The organism is Stenotrophomonas sp. STEN009 (assembly GCF_056760395.1).
In genome coordinates this window covers 1-15,097 of sequence record NZ_JBRRES010000059.1, presented here as the reverse complement: position 1 = coordinate 15,097, position 15,097 = coordinate 1, and the positions used below count along the sequence as shown (strand labels likewise).

The window sequence follows — 15,097 nt, the reverse complement described above, 5'->3', positions numbered from 1 at the left end:
CCCCCCGCCCGCCCGCGGGGCCGGGCGGGGGGACGGGGCCCCCCCCCCCCCCCCCCACGCCGCACGGGTGCATGATGCGCGGACCCAAGGCCGCCGGGCACGGGCCCGGCTCTCCATCACGACCAGGATGTCCACGCATGCTGCCCCACCCCCGACCCATCGATGACGTGCGGGACCTGGACCCGGATGAGCTGCCGGCCCGGCTGCACACCTGGACCACGCCGAAGGTGATCCGCGGGCTGGTCGCGCACTGGCCCCTGGTCGCGGCCGCGCGCCGCTCGCCTGCGGAGGCGGTTGCGCACCTGGCCGCGTTCGACCACGGGCAGATGCCGGTGACCGCGACCACGGCAGCACCCGACGCCGGCGGCCGGCTGTTCTACAACGCGGACATGAGCGGCTTCAACTTCCGCCGCGAGCAGGTACCGTTGAAAGTGGTGCTGGCCACGCTGCTGAAGTACGCCACCGATCCGGCGCCGCCATCGATCTACGTGGCATCGACGACGCTGGACAGCTTCCTGCCCGGCTTCACCCGGGCCAATCCGCTGCAGCTGGGCGTGGACGAACCTCTCAGCAGCATCTGGATCGGCAACCGCTCGCGCATTGCCGCCCATCAGGACGTACCGGACAACCTGGCATGCGTGGCGGCCGGGCGCCGCCGGGTGACGCTGTTCCCACCGGACCAGATCGACAACCTGTACATCGGCCCGCTCGATTTCACTCCCGCAGGGCAGGCGATCAGCCTGGTCGATTTCCACGCACCTGACCTTGATCGCTTTCCGCGCTTCCCGCAGGCGCTGCAGCAGGCGCTGGTGGCCGAACTTGAACCGGGCGATGCGGTCTTCATCCCTTCACTGTGGTGGCACCACATGGAAGGTCTGGAAACATTCAATGTGCTGGTCAACACCTGGTGGCGGCCGGTGCCGGCCTGGATGGACTCGCCGATGAATGCCCTGATGCTGTCGATCCTGGCCCTGCGCGGATTGCCCGCGGCACAGCGCGCGCAGTGGCGCGCGATGTTCGACCACTATGTGTTCGCCGACAGCGAGGCAGCGACCGCACACATCCCGATGCAGGCGCAGGGTGTGCTGGGAACGCTCGACGCAGCGGCGGCCGCGCACGTGCGCCAGACCCTGCTGCGCCGCCTGCAGCGCTGAGGCCGCCGGTCGCGCCGGGCTTCACCCGCGCCGACGCCGTTTCTGGCGATAATGCTGCCTGCATTCCGCCTGCGCCTGCCCGCATTGCGGTCCCCCCCGCCCCATCCTGCTCCGCATGCGCCTGATTTCGCCCCGCCTCAACCTGGGCAAGCTGATCCTGGCCCTCGCCCTGCTCAGCGCCATCATCGCCCTGGCCAATACACTGCTGGCCAGCTACCGCGTGCAACGCGACCAGCTGGTCGGCAACACGCTGGAGGCCAACCGCGTCTATGCCAGCAAGCTGGCCGAGACGACCCAGAACTTCCTGCTGTCCGCCCAGCAGCAGTTGGCCTACAGCGCGACCCGGCTGGGCGAGGCGGACATGGATCCACGCCAGGCGCAGGGCGAAGCCAGCCGCCTGCAGCTGCAGTCGAGCAGCTTCAACTCCTCGCTGGTCGTGGATGCCGATGGCCTGGTGATCGCCACCTCGCCCCAGACGCTGCAGCTGCAGGGCGAGATCCTGCACAGCGCGGGCAACAATGCGGCACTGGCCTCCCGTCAGCCGATGATCAGCGATCCCTACCAGTCGGCCACCGGCAAGCTGCTGGTCTCACTGTCGCATCCGATTTTCGACGGCCAGGGCCGGTACCGCGGCTATATCAGCGGCACCCTGTACCTGCGCCAGCGCAGCGCGCTGCATACGCTGCTGGGTACGCATTACTATCGCGACGGCTCGTATCTGTATGTGGTCGACCGCCATGGCCGCCTGCTGTACCACGTCGAAGGCGAGCGGGTGGGCGACTATGTGGTCGGCAATCCGGCGGTGACGGCGGTGATCCACGGTGAGCGGGGAGCGCAGCAGGTGCGCAACAACCGCGGTGTATCGATGCTGGCCGGCTATGCCCCGGTCGCTGTCACCGGCTGGGGCATCGTCGCCCAGCGGCCCACCGAAGCCACCCTGCAGCCACTGTCGCGGCTGATGTCGGCGGTGATCTGGAACGCGATCCCGCTGGGTGTGTTGTCACTGGTGATCACCTGGTGGTTCGCCCGGCGCATTTCGCTGCCGCTGTGGCAGCTGGCGCGCAACGTGCAGGCCGGCGAGGACACCGGCAACGCGATCAGCCATGTCAACGGCATCCGCGCCTGGTACTTCGAGGTTGCCCAGCTCAAGCATGCGGTGCTGCACAGTTTCAACGCACTGCAGGACCGGATCGGCACGCTCAACCGCGCCAGCCGCACCGATCCGATGACCGGTCTGTTGAATCGTCGCGGGCTGCAGCATGCGCTGGATGCGCTGCAGGCGCAGGGCATTCCCTTCGCGATCCTGGCGCTGGACATCGATCGCTTCAAATCGATCAACGACGGCCATGGGCATGACGTCGGTGATGCCGTCATCGTCCATATCGCCGAGCAGATGCGCCGCCACTCGCGCGAGAGCGATCTGTTGTGCCGCGCTGGCGGCGAGGAGTTCCTGCTGCTGTTGCCGGGTATCGGTACCGAGCCTGCGCGCCAGGCCGCCGAGCGCCTGCGCCAGCACATCGCCGATCACCCCTTCGCACCGGTCGGCACGATCACGGTGTCGCTGGGCGTGGCCCATTTCCCCAGCTTCCATGCCGATGCCGAGCAGGCCCTGCGCCTGGCCGACAAGGCCCTGTACCTGGCCAAGGAACAGGGGCGCAACCGGGTAATCGTCTACCCCCACGCAGACTGAAGCGCAGGCGCGCGGGGCTACGCCAGCCGGTGGCTGGCGGCATAGGGCGGCGTGTCCGGATAGTCGCCACTGGCGAAGCGGGCCTGCAGGGCCTGCCACCAGCCGGGATCGAACAGGTGCCGATAGTGCTCACGCACGGCCGCCAGTTCGCCGGCCGGCAATCCCATGAAGGGGCCGAAGCGTTCGGGGAACACATCGCGCGGGCCAACGTGGAACCAGGGCTCGTCGGCCATCGCCTCTTCCGGCGAGCTCGGCTGCGGCCAGGCACGGAAAACACAGTCGCTGACCAGGCACAGTTCGTCGTAATCGTAGAACACCGCGCGGCCGTGACGTGAAACACCGAAATTCTTCGGCAGCATGTCACCGGGGAAAATGTTGTTGCGCGCCATGTCGGTGATCGCCTGCGCGTAGTCGAGCACCGCAGCGCGCACCGGCTCTGCGCCCTGCTCGCGCAGGTACAGGTTCAACGGGCGGAAACGGCGCTGCACGTAGCACAGCGCCACTTCCACTTCGTCGCCATCGACGCGGATGCTCTGCGCGCACTGGCCCAGCAGTTCGTCAAGCAGCGCCGGCGCAAAGCGGTCGCGCGGGAAGCGCAGGTGCCGATAGGGTTGCGCGTCCAGCAGGCGGCCGACACGGTCCAAGTTGAACACCAGCGCGTACTTCTCTTCCACCTGCTGCCGTGACATCGCCTTCGGCCAGGCGAAACGATCGCGGATGAGTTTGAACACGAGCGGGTAACTGGGCAGGGTGAACACGGCCATGACCATGCCGGGGGTGCCTTCGGCGTGGACCAGGCGCTCGTGTGGATGTTCATTGAAATGGCGGAAGAAGGTGCGGTAGCGCTCGGTCTTGCCCTGCTTGGCACGGCCCAGCACGGTGTAGATTTCGTCGATCGGCTTGCCCGGCAGCAGGCTGCGCAGGAACACCACGGCGTCGCCGACGGTGGCCAGGTCGGCCTGGAAATAGCTGCGCGACACGCCGAACAGGTGGGCGACATCGCGGCGACGGGTCAGCACTGCATCGGCACGCAGGCCCTGTTCGTCGTTGACCAGCGCGATCACGCAGGGCGAGAAGCGATGCTCGCCGAAGACGCGCCCTACCAGATAGGCGCGACGCTCGCGGTAGAACACGGTATCCAGCAGTTCGATGCTGCGTACCGGCGTATCGCCCCAGTGCGCAAGATCATCCTGCAGCCGTACGGCGATGGCGGCGGCACAGCGCAGCTGGTGCGCATAGGGAACATCGAAGCGATAGTCAGCCAGCACCCGCTGCAGCGCCTCCACCGGGCGCGTCGGCGAGACCGCATAGGTGTGGCGGGCGACCGGATGGGTGATCGCATCGGACGGCTCGACATCGAAGGCGATGAACTCCACCGCCGGGTCGACGCCGCGAGTGGCGAACAACCGCCGCGACAGCGTGTTGTAGAACGTCTTGTACAGCTCGGCGTCGATCAGCCCCTGCAGCAGGGCGCTGTAGGCGCCGTGCACCTGCAACCACAGCGAGCGCTCGCCGATTGCCTCGCCGGCAAGCCGGCGCAGTGCATCCATCTGCTCGGCGATGCACAGGTCGTACAGGGCGATGCGCTCGACGGCGTCCTGGCGGGCACCGTTCCAGTCGCGCTGTTCGAAGCGCTGCCGTGCGCGGGCGGTGATCGCCGCGAAGCGGGCATGGTACTGCTCGAATCCATCGCGGATGGCGCCTGCGATGCGCGGCGCCAGCTCGGCAGCGATGTCAGGCATGGACATGCAGGCCTCACCGGGGAAGATGGCTCAACCATACGCCGGCGTGGGGTGGAATGGGTAGAGCCGGGTCCTGCCCGGCTCCAACAGGCATCGGCTCAGATGGCCAGCTCGGCCTCCACTTCCTGCACCTTGCGCCGGGCCAATGCCAGATTGGATTTGCTACGGTCCAGCACGATGTAGAAGAACAGGCCCTTCTTCCTGGCCACCGGGCGCATGATGTGGTACGCCCTGCCCAGCGAGATCAGGATGTCCTCGATGCTGTCGTTGAGGTTGAGCGACGCTGCGGTTTTCATCTTCGCGCGGATCACTTCGGTGTTTCCGGCTGCCGCCACTTCCATGTCCATCCCCGCACCGGCTTCGCCCAGCAGCATGCCGCTTTCATAGTCGACCAGCGCCACGGCCTGCGCGCCATCGATACCCATCAGTGCATTCAACGATTCAGTCAATCCAGACACGTTGCACCCCTTGTCGGTGTAGGTTCGAGCCCCTCGTTCCCCTGCGGCCGGGCTCACGGTCCGCCGAGTTCGGCCAGGATCGCCTGGCCACATTCCCTGCTCTGCCACAGCACCTGGCCGATCACGCTGCGCTGGTCGCAGGCTGCCATCAGCAGCAGCGGCACACGCCCTTCACCGTGAATGGCCAGCATCAGCACCTTGCCGCCCGCGGCTTCCAGCATCAGCGTCTGCAGGTCTCCCAGGACCAGCTCGCGCCCTACTGCTGCCGCCAACGCCAGCATTGCGCTGGTCATCGCGGCCAGGCGTTCACCACGCCCTTCGGCGCCGGCGCTGACCAGCGCGAAGCCATCGACACTGGCCAGCACCACGGTGCGCACCCCTTCCACCCGTTGCTGCAGGTCCTGCAGCAACGGCTGCAGGCGTTCGCGCTGGCGCGCATCGGGCAGCAGTGCGGCCTGTCCGTCAGCCATGCGCGGTCACCAGCGCGTACGCTTCGATCTCGCTCATCAGCACATCCATCAGCAACAGCCCCTGTTCGCGGTCGCGCGCATCCAGTGGCAGCAGCGGCAGCGGTTGGCCGTCGATCTGCGCATGTGCTGCCCAGTGTTCCATCGCGGCCGCCGGTGCCTGGTCCAGATGGGTCACCGCCACCACCAGTGTCAGCGCCGGTCCGAACGGCCGCAGCACCTGCAGGTAGCCGTCCAGTTCGGCAGCCACGCCGGCACGTCGGCCATCCAGCAGCAGCACCGCGCCGCGCGCACCCTGCAGCAGGATCGGCCACAGGAAATCAAAACGTTGCTGACCCGGCGTACCGTACAGGCGGAGACGCTCGCCATTGGGCAGATCGATGTCGGCGTAGTCTAGCGCCACCGTGGTCGATGCCTGGTCGGCGCCAAGCCGATCGCTGTTGGCGACGTCGGTGTCCACCACCGTGCCGGCGGCGATGCTGCGCACCAGCGTCGACTTGCCGCTGCCCATGCCACCCAGCACGACCACCTTGTGCTCACGCATTGCGTTCGCTCCCGCGCAGGTGGCGCCACAGCCGGGCCAATAGCCCGCTGTCGTTGCCCGTGCCGCGCATGACCGTCACCGTCGCCGCAGGCGCCGGTTGCAGCTGCGCATAGCCACACAGATAAGCGGCGTGCACGAAATCGCGTACTGCAGCCTGCGGAAGGTCGAGCAGCACGGCACACTCGTCCACCGTACAGGCGCGCTTGAGCAGCAGCGAGCACAGGCGGAAGCCATCGTGATCGTGGCCCAGTACGCGGAAGTCAGGCCAGCGCAGCAGTTTCACCGAGGCGACGCGCAGGCGCTCGTCCAGGGCTTGCCAATGCGGGCTGCGCTGCGCCCACTGCCACAGCAACGGGCGCAATGGCTGCCGGGTGCGATCTGCCGCCTGGGCCTGCAGCTGCGCTGCTGTCAGCGCATCGAGCCAGAGCTGTTCGAACCCCCGCGCAAGGCGTTCGACCAATGCCACGACGGGCTCGTGCAGTGCGATGGCCTGGTCCTGCTCCAGGTCCAGCAGCAGCAGGGGCCCAGCGGCATCCCCCAGCAGCGCGTAACCCTGCCGCAGTGGCAAGCGCTCGCGCAGCAGGCGGGTGATCGCGTGTGCACCATCGGCCAGGCGGATCGGCGCGGGCACGTGTGGAATTACCGGTTCCGGTGGGCGCTGCATGCCACGCAGTGCGCGGCCGATGGCGCCGTCATCGAGCACACGCTGCTGGCCATCGCCGTCGCGCAGCTGGCCACCGGGATCTTCGATCCAGCACTGCAGGCGGGGCCGCTGCTGGCGCATGCGCAGGGCCGCGTTGCGCAATGCGGGCGTATCGCGGATGACCAGCAGATCACAGTCGTCCAGATCCTGGCTGCGGCGGATCTGGCCGTCAGGCAGGGCCGAAGCGATGCGCAGGCGCCTGAGCAGGGCCTGCTCTCCCTGGATATCGGTTCCCACTACCAGCACGCGTGCCATCCGTGTTCCCCGTGCGACCGCCTCCCCGGCGATCTCGCGTCGCCAAGGCTAGGTCATCGCCCGCGGCATCCGTCGTGATCGACCGCTCAGATTGACAGTGCCCGCGCCTACGCACGCATCGGTTCTGCGACGGCCATCGCGGGCAAGTTTCATGCCGTGTTGACGGCATTCCGACAGCTGACGGAAGTCACGTTTTCATCGCTTGGGTCAGATCCCTTTTGCATGGCAAAAGGGGATCTGACCCCGGAGCCAAAAAGAAACCCGCGCCGAAGCGCGGGTTCCGGAGTCACGACCGAACGGCGATGGATCAACCGCGCAGCTGCTCCAGCGCGGCGTTGAAGGTCGCGCTCGGGCGCATCGCCTTGCTGGCCTTTTCCACGTCCGGGCGGTAGTAGCCGCCGATGTCCACGGCCTTGCCCTGCACTGCGATCAGCTCTTCGACGATCTTCTGCTCGTTGTCGGTCAGGGCCTTGGCCAGCGGGGCGAAGCGTGCCTTCAGTGCGGCATCCTCGTCCTGCGCGGCCAGGGCCTGCGCCCAGTACAGCGCGATGTAGAAGTGGCTGCCACGGTTGTCGATGCCACCGAGCTTGCGCGAAGGCGACTTGTCGTTGTCCAGGAACTGGCCGTTGGCTTCGTCCAGCGCCTTGGCCAGTACACGGGCTGCTGCATTGTCGTAGCGGTTGCCCAGATGCTCCAGCGACGCTGCCAGCGCCAGGAACTCACCCAGCGAATCCCAACGCAGGTAGTCCTCTTCAACGAACTGCTGTACATGCTTGGGAGCCGAGCCGCCGGCACCGGTCTCGAACAGGCCACCACCGGCCATCAACGGCACGATCGACAGCATCTTGGCGCTGGTGCCCAGCTCCATGATCGGGAACAGGTCGGTCAGGTAGTCACGCAGCACGTTGCCGGTCACCGAGATGGTGTCTTCGCCCTTGCGGATGCGGGCCAGCGAGAACGCGGTGGCTTCCACCGGCGGCAGGATGCGGATGTCCAGGCCGGCGGTGTCGTGGTTCTTCAGGTACTGCTCGACCTTGGCAATGACCTGCGCGTCATGGGCGCGGGCAGCGTCCAGCCAGAACACGGCGGGGGTGCTGCTGAGGCGCGCGCGCTCGACCGCCAGCTTGACCCAGTCCTGGATCGGGGCGTCCTTGGTCTGGCACATGCGCCAGATGTCACCGGCCTCCACCGCGTGCTCGAACACCACGCTGCCCGCGTCATCGGTGACCTTGACCACGCCGTCGGCGGCGATCTGGAAGGTCTTGTCGTGCGAGCCGTACTCTTCGGCCTTCTGCGCCATCAGGCCGACGTTCGGCACCGAGCCCATGGTGGCCGGGTCGAAGGCGCCGTGCGCCTTGCAGTCGTCGATGACGGCCTGGTAGACGCCGGCATAGCAGCGGTCCGGGATGACCGCCTTGGTGTCCTGCAGCTTGCCTTCGGCATTCCACATCTTGCCGGAGTCGCGGATCATCGCCGGCATCGAGGCGTCGACGATCACGTCGCTCGGCACGTGCAGGTTGGTGATGCCCTTGTCCGAGTTGACCATCGCCAGGCCCGGGCGCTGCGCGTACTCGGCCTTCAGGTCGGCTTCGATGGCGGCGCGGGTGGCCTCCGGCAGCGACGGCAGGCGCGCGACCAGGTCTCCGATGCCGTTGTTGGCATCGAAACCGGCCTGCCGGATGGCGTCGGCGTGCTTGGCCAGCACGTCCTTGTAGAACTCTTCCACGACCACGCCGAACATGATCGGGTCGGAGACCTTCATCATGGTCGCCTTCAGGTGCAGCGAGAACAGCACGCCCTGGCTCTTGGCATCGGCGATCTGCGCGTCGATGAAGGCAGCCAGCGCCTTGCGGCTCATCACGGCGGCATCAACGATCTCACCGGCCTTGACCGCGGTCTTTTCCTTCAGCACGACGGTGCTGCCGTCATTGCCATGGAAGGTGATCTTCAGGGTGCCGGCGTTGGCGAGGGTTGCCGACTTTTCGCTGCCATAGAAGTCGCCCGCGTCCATGTGCGAGACGTGCGACTTCGAATCGGCGGACCAGGCGCCCATGCGATGCGGATGCTTGCGGGCATAGTTCTTCACCGACAGCGGCGCGCGACGGTCGGAGTTGCCTTCGCGCAGCACGGGATTCACCGCGCTGCCCTTGACCTTGTCGTAGCGCGCCTTGTAGTCGCGCTGCTGGTCGTCGGCCGGCGTTTCCGGGTAATCCGGCAACGGATAGCCCTGGTCCTGCAGCTCCTTGATGGCCGCCTTCAGCTGCGGCACCGAGGCGGAGATGTTGGGCAGCTTGATGATGTTGGCGTCCGGCGTGGTCGCCAGCTGGCCCAGCTCGGCCAGGTCGTCACTGACCTTCTGCTCCTCACCCAGCAGTTCCGGGAACTGCGAAAGAATGCGCCCGGACAGCGAGATGTCGCGGGTTTCCACCACGATGCCAGCGGTGGCGGTGTAGGCATCGACGATCGGCAGCAGCGACTGGGTGGCCAGGAACGGGGCTTCGTCGGTCAGCGTGTAGAGAATCTTGGACATGGGGGACTTGGACTCTGTAGCAGTGCTCAGGGAAAGCCCGGCGGCAGCGCCGGACCACGTGCAACCGTGTCTCGCGCGGGGCTTGGCCCCACGCTTTCCCCCGTCGCCGTCAGGGTGGGCGCGCGGCAGGGGAAACCCCTGCATTGTCGCGTTTTCAGCCGCGCGGGGCAAAGCCGCGCCATACGCGCCGGTACTGCAACGCAGTGATTCACCCGGCTGGGGGTGTCACGCAAAAAAAAGACGCAGCCTCGCGGCTGCGTCCATCGTGAGCCCTGCCGGGAGAGAGTCGGCAGGACTTACTTGACCTCGAACTCCTGCGGCGTTCCGGCCGCCTTACCATCAACCATGACTTCGGCGCGGTACTTGCCGGCCGGCCAGCCATTGGCATTCTTGAAGGTGATGTTGGTGGTCTCGGCACCGCTGGTGTTCAGCGTGGCATTCTGCTCGCCGGCGACCTGACCGTCCTGGAAGGTCAGCTTGGCGCCGACGTTGACGTTGTTGGCAGCACCGTCTGTGCGGACCGACACGATCACATCGTCCTTCGGCGCGAACAGTGCTGCCGGAGCGACGGACTTGTCCGCTGCCGCCGTCTTGCCGACGGAGACGGAGGAGACGGCTACTGCCGCCTCAGACATCGGCGGCGGCGCGCCGGTCATCGGTGCCGGGGCCGTTTCGGCCGGGGCGGTGGCAGCGGGCGCTGCATTGCTGTCGGTCGACTCTTCCTTCTTCTTGCAACCCACCAGGGCGACGCTGCCCAACAGGGCGGTCAGCAGGGCGGTCTGGAGCGGCGTGGTCTTGATCATTCGGTGTTCCTCCCAGGATTGTCGGATGGCGTGCGGGCGCGGCCGGCTTACTTCGGTGGCAGTTTCAGGGTCTGGCCAGGGAAAATCTTGTCCGGGTCATCGAGCACGTCCCGGTTGGCTTCGAAGATCTTCTTCCAGGCATTGGCGTCGCCAAGATGCGCCTTGGCGATCTTCGACAGCGAGTCCCCCTTCTGCACGGTGTAGGTGCCGCCGCTGACCACCTCGGCGGTGCTGTCCACCGAGCCGCTGACGCCGGAGAAGTCCGCCTTCGGTGCCTGCTGGGCGGTACTGTCGACGCTGGCGCTGACGCCGGAGAAATCAGCTTTCTTCTCGGTACTCATCCACAACTCCCGTCTGCATGACTACGTGGTTCGCACGGTGCCATGGCGGTTGTTAAATGGGGATGGTGCAGATGTGAAGCCGCCCCCCCGGGGGGCTGAACAATCGGGAGATGGACACCCCCTGCCCGCTGCTCCATCGGTAGCGCCTGCGGGGGATCGGTGGGGCCGCTGCGCTCGCCGGGCGTGGCCCGGCGCTACCGTAACCGCCTGCGGCGGTTACTGGCGCAGCTCGCGGTAGGTCGCGGCCGGGGCCGCGATGCCGGGGCTGGCGCGCCATGGATTGATGTCGAGGCCGCCGCGACGCGTGTAGCGCGCTTCCACTTCCAGCCACTGCGGCCGGCAGCGCGCGGAGACCTCGCTGAAGATCCGCTCCACGCACTGCTCGTGGAATTCCGCGTGCTCGCGGTAGCTCACCAGATAGCGCAGCAGGCCGGCCCGGTCGATCTTCGGCCCCCGATAGCGCAGGCTGACCGTGGCCCAGTCCGGCTGGCCGGTAACCGGGCAGTTGGATTTCAGCAGCGCGGAGACCAACGTCTCCTCCACCGGCTGCGCAGCGTCGGCCGAGAGGAAGTCCGCCTGCGGGGGGCCGTAGCAGTCGATCTCCAGGTCCAGGCCGTCGATGGATTCGCCCAGCGGTACCGGGCGCAGTTCGGGCAGGCCGAACGCCACCTGCACGGGTGCGCCGGCACAGGCTGACAGATCGTCGACAAGACGCGCATGCAGTGCCTCGGCACTGTCGATGCGGGTGCTGTTGAGGGAATTCAGGTACAGCTTGAACGACTTCGATTCGATCAGGCACGGCGAGGTGCAGGGCACCTGCACGGTGGCGACGGCCACCTGCGGCTTGCCACGCGGGTCGAGCCAGCTCAGCTCGAACGCATGCCAGCGATCATGGCCGACGAACGGCAGCGCGGTGTCGTCGAGGCCGATCTCGGCGCGGGCGGCGCGGCGGGGGATGGGAAACAGCAGGCCGGGATCGTACTGCGACGGGTAACTGACCTCGCGACCGAGGCTGGAATCCTGGGGGGTGTTCATGGTGCGCATTGTATCGCGACGGGGCCGGGCCTCCGGCCGGGCCGGCCAACGGCGGAGCCCCTCCGTGGTGGTTTTGTCGGTTGGTCGTGGAAGGCGGTCTATCGGCTTGGCGCGGGGGGGGGGGGGGGGGGGGTGGGGGGGGGGGGGGGCCCTGTTTTACCCCGGGGTGGGGGGCGGGGCGCGGGCCCCGCTCCCCCGCCCCACCCCCCCCCCCCCCCCCCCCCCCCGGCCCCTGACAGTTCCCTGCACGCAGCCACCACCACGGGAAAGATCAGAAAAATCAAAATCAAAAGCCAATCCTTCAGACATTCCCGATGTCTGCCTGTGTCGACCAAGGTCGACACCTACCAGCAGCCGCGTGAACCTGTCGGGGGCGGGGCGGTGTGGGCCTGCAGGACCGTTGGCGCCATGGATGGCGCCATCGAGCCCCCATGGACGGGTTTACGGCGTGTCCTGCAGGCCCACACCGCCCCGCCCAACCAACAGAAATCCAGCACCGCTTTTGCCGTTGACGTTGCCGTTGCTTCAGGGGTGCAGGGCTGCAAGCCCTGCCGCAAAGCCTCACCCTGCCGGGGTGCCGGCACCATGCAGGTAGTCCAGGCTCACCTGCAGCAGTGCACGCAGTCCCACGTCCAGCGCCTTCTCATCCAGCAGGAACTTCGGCGAATGATTGGCCGGTGCCGTCGCCGGATCGATGCCAACGCTGGTGGAGCCGACGAAGAAGAACATGCCCGGCACCTCCTTGGCATACAGCGAGAAGTCCTCCGCGCCCATCTGCAGGGGCGGTTCGTACACGTTGTCCTTGCCCACCACCGCCTGCAGGCTCGGCAGCATGCGCGCCGTCAGCGCCGGATCGTTGACCGTGGCCGGGTTGCCCTCTGATTCGTAGATGTCGGTGACCGCCTTTGCCCCGTGCGCGGCCGCAGTGTGCTCGGCGACGTTGCGCAGGTCAGCGAAGATCTGCTGGCGCATGCCCTCGTCGAACGTGCGGATGGTGCCGACCATCTCCACCTCGTCCGGAATGATGTTGTAGCGGATGCCGCCGTTGATCGCACCGAAGGTGAGCACCGCCGGCTGCTTGGACAGATTCGCGCGACGGCTGACGATGGTCTGCGCGGTACCGACCAGATCGGCCGTGGCAACGATCGGGTCGACACCGTTCCACGGCGCGGAGCCATGCGTCTGGCGACCGATCACCTTGATGCCGAAGCGGTCCGAGGCGGCCATCAGCGGACCGCCACGCACGGCGATCTGACCGGCCTGCACGCTGGAGAACACATGCAGGCCGAACACGGCTTCCGGCTTGAAGTCGGCGAACAGGCCCTCCTTCAGCATCAGCGCGGCACCGCCTTCTTCCGGCGGCGGCGCGCCCTCCTCTGCCGGCTGGAAGATCAGCATGACCTGGCCCGGCAGGTCCTTCTTCATTGCCACCAGCGCCTCGGCCACACCCAGCAGGGTGGCGGTATGGGCATCATGGCCGCAGGCATGCATCACGCCCACCGTCTGCCCGCGGTACTGATCGGTCGCCTTCGAGGCGAACGGCAGGCCGGTCTGTTCGGTCACCGGCAGCGCGTCCATGTCGGCGCGCAGGGCGATCTTCGGACCCGGCCTGCCGCCTTCGATGATCGCCACCACGCCATGATGGGCAATGCCGGTCTTCGGCTTCAGGCCCATTGCGCGCAGGTGCTTGGCGACCTCGGCCGAGGTCCGTACTTCGCGGTTGGACAGCTCCGGATGCTGGTGGAAATCACGGCGCCACTCCACCACTTTGGCCTGCAGCCGCTGTGCGGCCGCGGTCACCTCGGGGCGCTGCCCGTCCTGGGCATGGGCAAGGGCCGGCAGGGCCAGGATCAGGGCGGACAGCAGCAACGAACGGCGCATCTCGGTACTCCACGGCAGGGTTCTGCACCTGAATGTAGGGCAACGCTGCCTTTACGGGAACCTCCACGGCCGGCACCGGTCCTAGCGCCCGTCCCATCCGTCATGCAGGAAACGTGATGTGGCACAGGTATGCTTTGCGCATTGCCCACCGGGCCCCGCCCGTCCAGCCCTCTTGGAGTCCTTGAATGTCACGTGTTTGGAAGATCGTGCTGCTGGTCGTGGCCGTACTGGTGCTGGCCGTGGTGGGCCTGCGCGTGCTGGGCGGTGGCAAGGACAAGGCCGGCAGGCCCGGCGTCGCCGCCGGCCAAGGTGGCGATGACGCCGATGCCGCACCGGTACCGGTGACCGTGGTCGACGCCGTGCGCCAGGACGTGCCCGTCTACGCCAGTGCGCTCGGTACGGTCACCGCGATGAATACCGTCACGGTCAGCCCTCAGGTCGGCGGCCAGCTGATGAGCCTGAACTTCCGCGAAGGCCAGGAAGTGAAGCAGGGCGACGTGCTGGCGGTGATCGACCCACGTACCGCCCAGGCCAGCTATGACCAGGCCGCTGCCGCCAAGCGCCAGAACGAGGCGCTGCTGGCGACCGCGCGCTCCAACTACCAGCGCTCCAATGCCCCCGAGTACCGCCAGTACGTCGCCAAGACCGATCTGGATACACAACGCAACCAAGTGGCACAGTACGAAAGCGCAGTGGCCGCCAACGAGGCGAGCATGCGCTCGGCGCAGGTGCAGCTGCAGTACACCAAGGTCACTGCGCCGATCTCCGGCATCGCCGGCATCCGTGCAGTCGATGCCGGCAACGTGGTCAACGCGGGCACCGCCCTGGTCACCCTGACCCAGATCCACCCGATCCACGTGCTGTTCAACCTGCCCGAACGCCAGCTCGGCGATGTGCGCCAGGCACAGGCGGCCGGCATCGTTCCGGTGGCCGCGCTGGACCGTGCCGATTCGCACGTGCTGTCCGGCGACGGCAAGCTCGATGTGGTCGACAACCTGATCAGCGCCGACAGCGGCACCTTCAAGGCACGCGCGGTGTTCGACAATGCGGACAACGGCCTGTGGCCCGGCCAGTTCGTCAATGTGCGCATGCAGCTGCGCACCATCGGCGGCGGCGTGGTGATTCCGACCCAGGCCGTGCTGCGTGGCCCGGACGGCGAGTATGTCTACGTCGTGCAGGGCGACAACACGGTGAAGATGCAGACCGTGCGCAGCGGCGTGGAAGTGGGCGACAGCCACGTGCAGATCGCCGAGGGCCTGAAGGGCGGCGAGCGGGTGGTCAGTGAAGGCCAGTTCCGCCTGAAGCCCGGCAGCAAGGTCACGGCCCTGAAGCCCGGTGAGACCCCGGCTGCACCCACCGAGGCCGAATTGAAGGCCGCCGAACAGAAGAGTGGCGGCGCAGGCCGCCGCGGTGGGGGGGGGGGGGGGGGGGGGGGGCCCCCCGCGGCGAAGAGGGGGCGCGGCGGCGCCCCCCCCCCAGGAGAGGGCCGCCGAC

At 67.4% G+C, this 15,097-nt stretch carries 13 protein-coding genes; 3 read left to right on the top strand and 10 right to left on the bottom strand.

The features are described from left to right. Positions 1-137 precede the first annotated feature (137 nt). Positions 138-1,154, top strand: a complete 1,017-nt coding sequence (locus ACVOMM_RS18110) for a cupin-like domain-containing protein (RefSeq protein WP_065174396.1) — start codon at positions 138-140, stop codon at positions 1,152-1,154. Between the two features lie 115 nt (positions 1,155-1,269). Then, positions 1,270-2,844 (top strand): sensor domain-containing diguanylate cyclase, encoded by a 1,575-nt coding sequence (locus ACVOMM_RS18105; RefSeq protein WP_053515759.1) that lies wholly within the window; start codon positions 1,270-1,272, stop codon positions 2,842-2,844. Between the two features lie 17 nt (positions 2,845-2,861). Here ACVOMM_RS18105 and aceK read toward each other — a convergent pair whose 3' ends face one another. The 10 genes from aceK to ACVOMM_RS18055 all read right to left on the bottom strand — a co-directional run bounded on the left by aceK (position 2,862) and on the right by ACVOMM_RS18055 (position 13,603). Next, entirely contained in the window at positions 2,862-4,592 is a 1,731-nt protein-coding gene (aceK, locus tag ACVOMM_RS18100; protein ID WP_481526594.1) for a bifunctional isocitrate dehydrogenase kinase/phosphatase, read from the bottom strand. A 92-nt stretch (positions 4,593-4,684) separates the two neighbouring features. Beyond that, complete coding sequence (locus ACVOMM_RS18095) at positions 4,685-5,044, bottom strand: hypothetical protein (RefSeq protein ID WP_111186564.1); 360 nt, start codon at positions 5,042-5,044, stop codon at positions 4,685-4,687. A 53-nt stretch (positions 5,045-5,097) separates the two neighbouring features. Further along, the gene (locus tag ACVOMM_RS18090; RefSeq protein ID WP_128987687.1) at positions 5,098-5,514 is read right to left on the bottom strand and encodes a roadblock/LC7 domain-containing protein; all 417 of its coding nucleotides are present in this window, start codon (positions 5,512-5,514) and stop codon (positions 5,098-5,100) included. Continuing rightward, a complete protein-coding gene (locus ACVOMM_RS18085) occupies positions 5,507-6,055 on the bottom strand; it encodes a GTP-binding protein (protein ID WP_481526593.1) in 549 nt (182 codons plus the stop codon). Before ACVOMM_RS18085 ends, ACVOMM_RS18090 begins: the two co-directional genes overlap by 8 nt. After that, a complete protein-coding gene (locus ACVOMM_RS18080) occupies positions 6,048-7,013 on the bottom strand; it encodes a hypothetical protein (protein ID WP_481526592.1) in 966 nt (321 codons plus the stop codon). The genes ACVOMM_RS18085 and ACVOMM_RS18080 overlap by 8 nt, the downstream gene beginning before the upstream one ends. 307 nt (positions 7,014-7,320) lie before the next feature. Further along, positions 7,321-9,543, bottom strand: coding sequence for an NADP-dependent isocitrate dehydrogenase (locus tag ACVOMM_RS18075; protein WP_065174392.1), 2,223 nt, complete (start codon positions 9,541-9,543; stop codon positions 7,321-7,323). 296 nt (positions 9,544-9,839) lie between these two features. Next, positions 9,840-10,346 carry a hypothetical protein gene (locus ACVOMM_RS18070; RefSeq protein WP_053515624.1) on the bottom strand — a complete coding sequence of 169 codons (507 nt, stop codon included), beginning with the start codon at positions 10,344-10,346 and terminating at the stop codon, positions 9,840-9,842. Between the two features lie 47 nt (positions 10,347-10,393). After that, positions 10,394-10,687 (bottom strand): LysM peptidoglycan-binding domain-containing protein, encoded by a 294-nt coding sequence (locus tag ACVOMM_RS18065; protein WP_053515622.1) that lies wholly within the window; start codon positions 10,685-10,687, stop codon positions 10,394-10,396. Positions 10,688-10,903: 216 nt separating this feature from the next. Further along, complete coding sequence (gene queF, locus ACVOMM_RS18060; RefSeq protein WP_065181541.1) at positions 10,904-11,722, bottom strand: NADPH-dependent 7-cyano-7-deazaguanine reductase QueF; 819 nt, start codon at positions 11,720-11,722, stop codon at positions 10,904-10,906. A gap of 561 nt (positions 11,723-12,283) precedes the next feature. Continuing rightward, positions 12,284-13,603, bottom strand: a complete 1,320-nt coding sequence (locus ACVOMM_RS18055; protein ID WP_053515620.1) for a M20 family metallopeptidase — start codon at positions 13,601-13,603, stop codon at positions 12,284-12,286. A 185-nt stretch (positions 13,604-13,788) separates the two neighbouring features. Here ACVOMM_RS18055 and ACVOMM_RS18050 point away from each other — a divergent pair. Further along, positions 13,789-15,097, top strand: a 1,309-nt coding sequence (locus ACVOMM_RS18050; protein ID WP_481526591.1) for an efflux RND transporter periplasmic adaptor subunit, incomplete at its 3' end; no start/stop codon positions are given.

What these genes read in the sequence shown, in the direction of transcription:
- queF (WP_065181541.1), bottom strand. Translation starts at nt 11,722, where the DNA reads ATGAACACCCCCCAGGATTCCAGCCTCGGTCGCGAGGTCAGTTACCCG.
- ACVOMM_RS18110 (WP_065174396.1), top strand. Translation starts at nt 138, where the DNA reads ATGCTGCCCCACCCCCGACCCATCGATGACGTGCGGGACCTGGACCCG.
- ACVOMM_RS18105 (WP_053515759.1), top strand. Translation starts at nt 1,270, where the DNA reads ATGCGCCTGATTTCGCCCCGCCTCAACCTGGGCAAGCTGATCCTGGCC.
- ACVOMM_RS18065 (WP_053515622.1), bottom strand. Translation starts at nt 10,687, where the DNA reads ATGAGTACCGAGAAGAAAGCTGATTTCTCCGGCGTCAGCGCCAGCGTC.
- ACVOMM_RS18055 (WP_053515620.1), bottom strand. Translation starts at nt 13,603, where the DNA reads ATGCGCCGTTCGTTGCTGCTGTCCGCCCTGATCCTGGCCCTGCCGGCC.
- ACVOMM_RS18075 (WP_065174392.1), bottom strand. Translation starts at nt 9,543, where the DNA reads ATGTCCAAGATTCTCTACACGCTGACCGACGAAGCCCCGTTCCTGGCC.
- ACVOMM_RS18070 (WP_053515624.1), bottom strand. Translation starts at nt 10,346, where the DNA reads ATGATCAAGACCACGCCGCTCCAGACCGCCCTGCTGACCGCCCTGTTG.
- ACVOMM_RS18080 (WP_481526592.1), bottom strand. Translation starts at nt 7,013, where the DNA reads ATGGCACGCGTGCTGGTAGTGGGAACCGATATCCAGGGAGAGCAGGCC.
- ACVOMM_RS18090 (WP_128987687.1), bottom strand. Translation starts at nt 5,514, where the DNA reads ATGGCTGACGGACAGGCCGCACTGCTGCCCGATGCGCGCCAGCGCGAA.
- aceK (WP_481526594.1), bottom strand. Translation starts at nt 4,592, where the DNA reads ATGTCCATGCCTGACATCGCTGCCGAGCTGGCGCCGCGCATCGCAGGC.
- ACVOMM_RS18085 (WP_481526593.1), bottom strand. Translation starts at nt 6,055, where the DNA reads ATGCGTGAGCACAAGGTGGTCGTGCTGGGTGGCATGGGCAGCGGCAAG.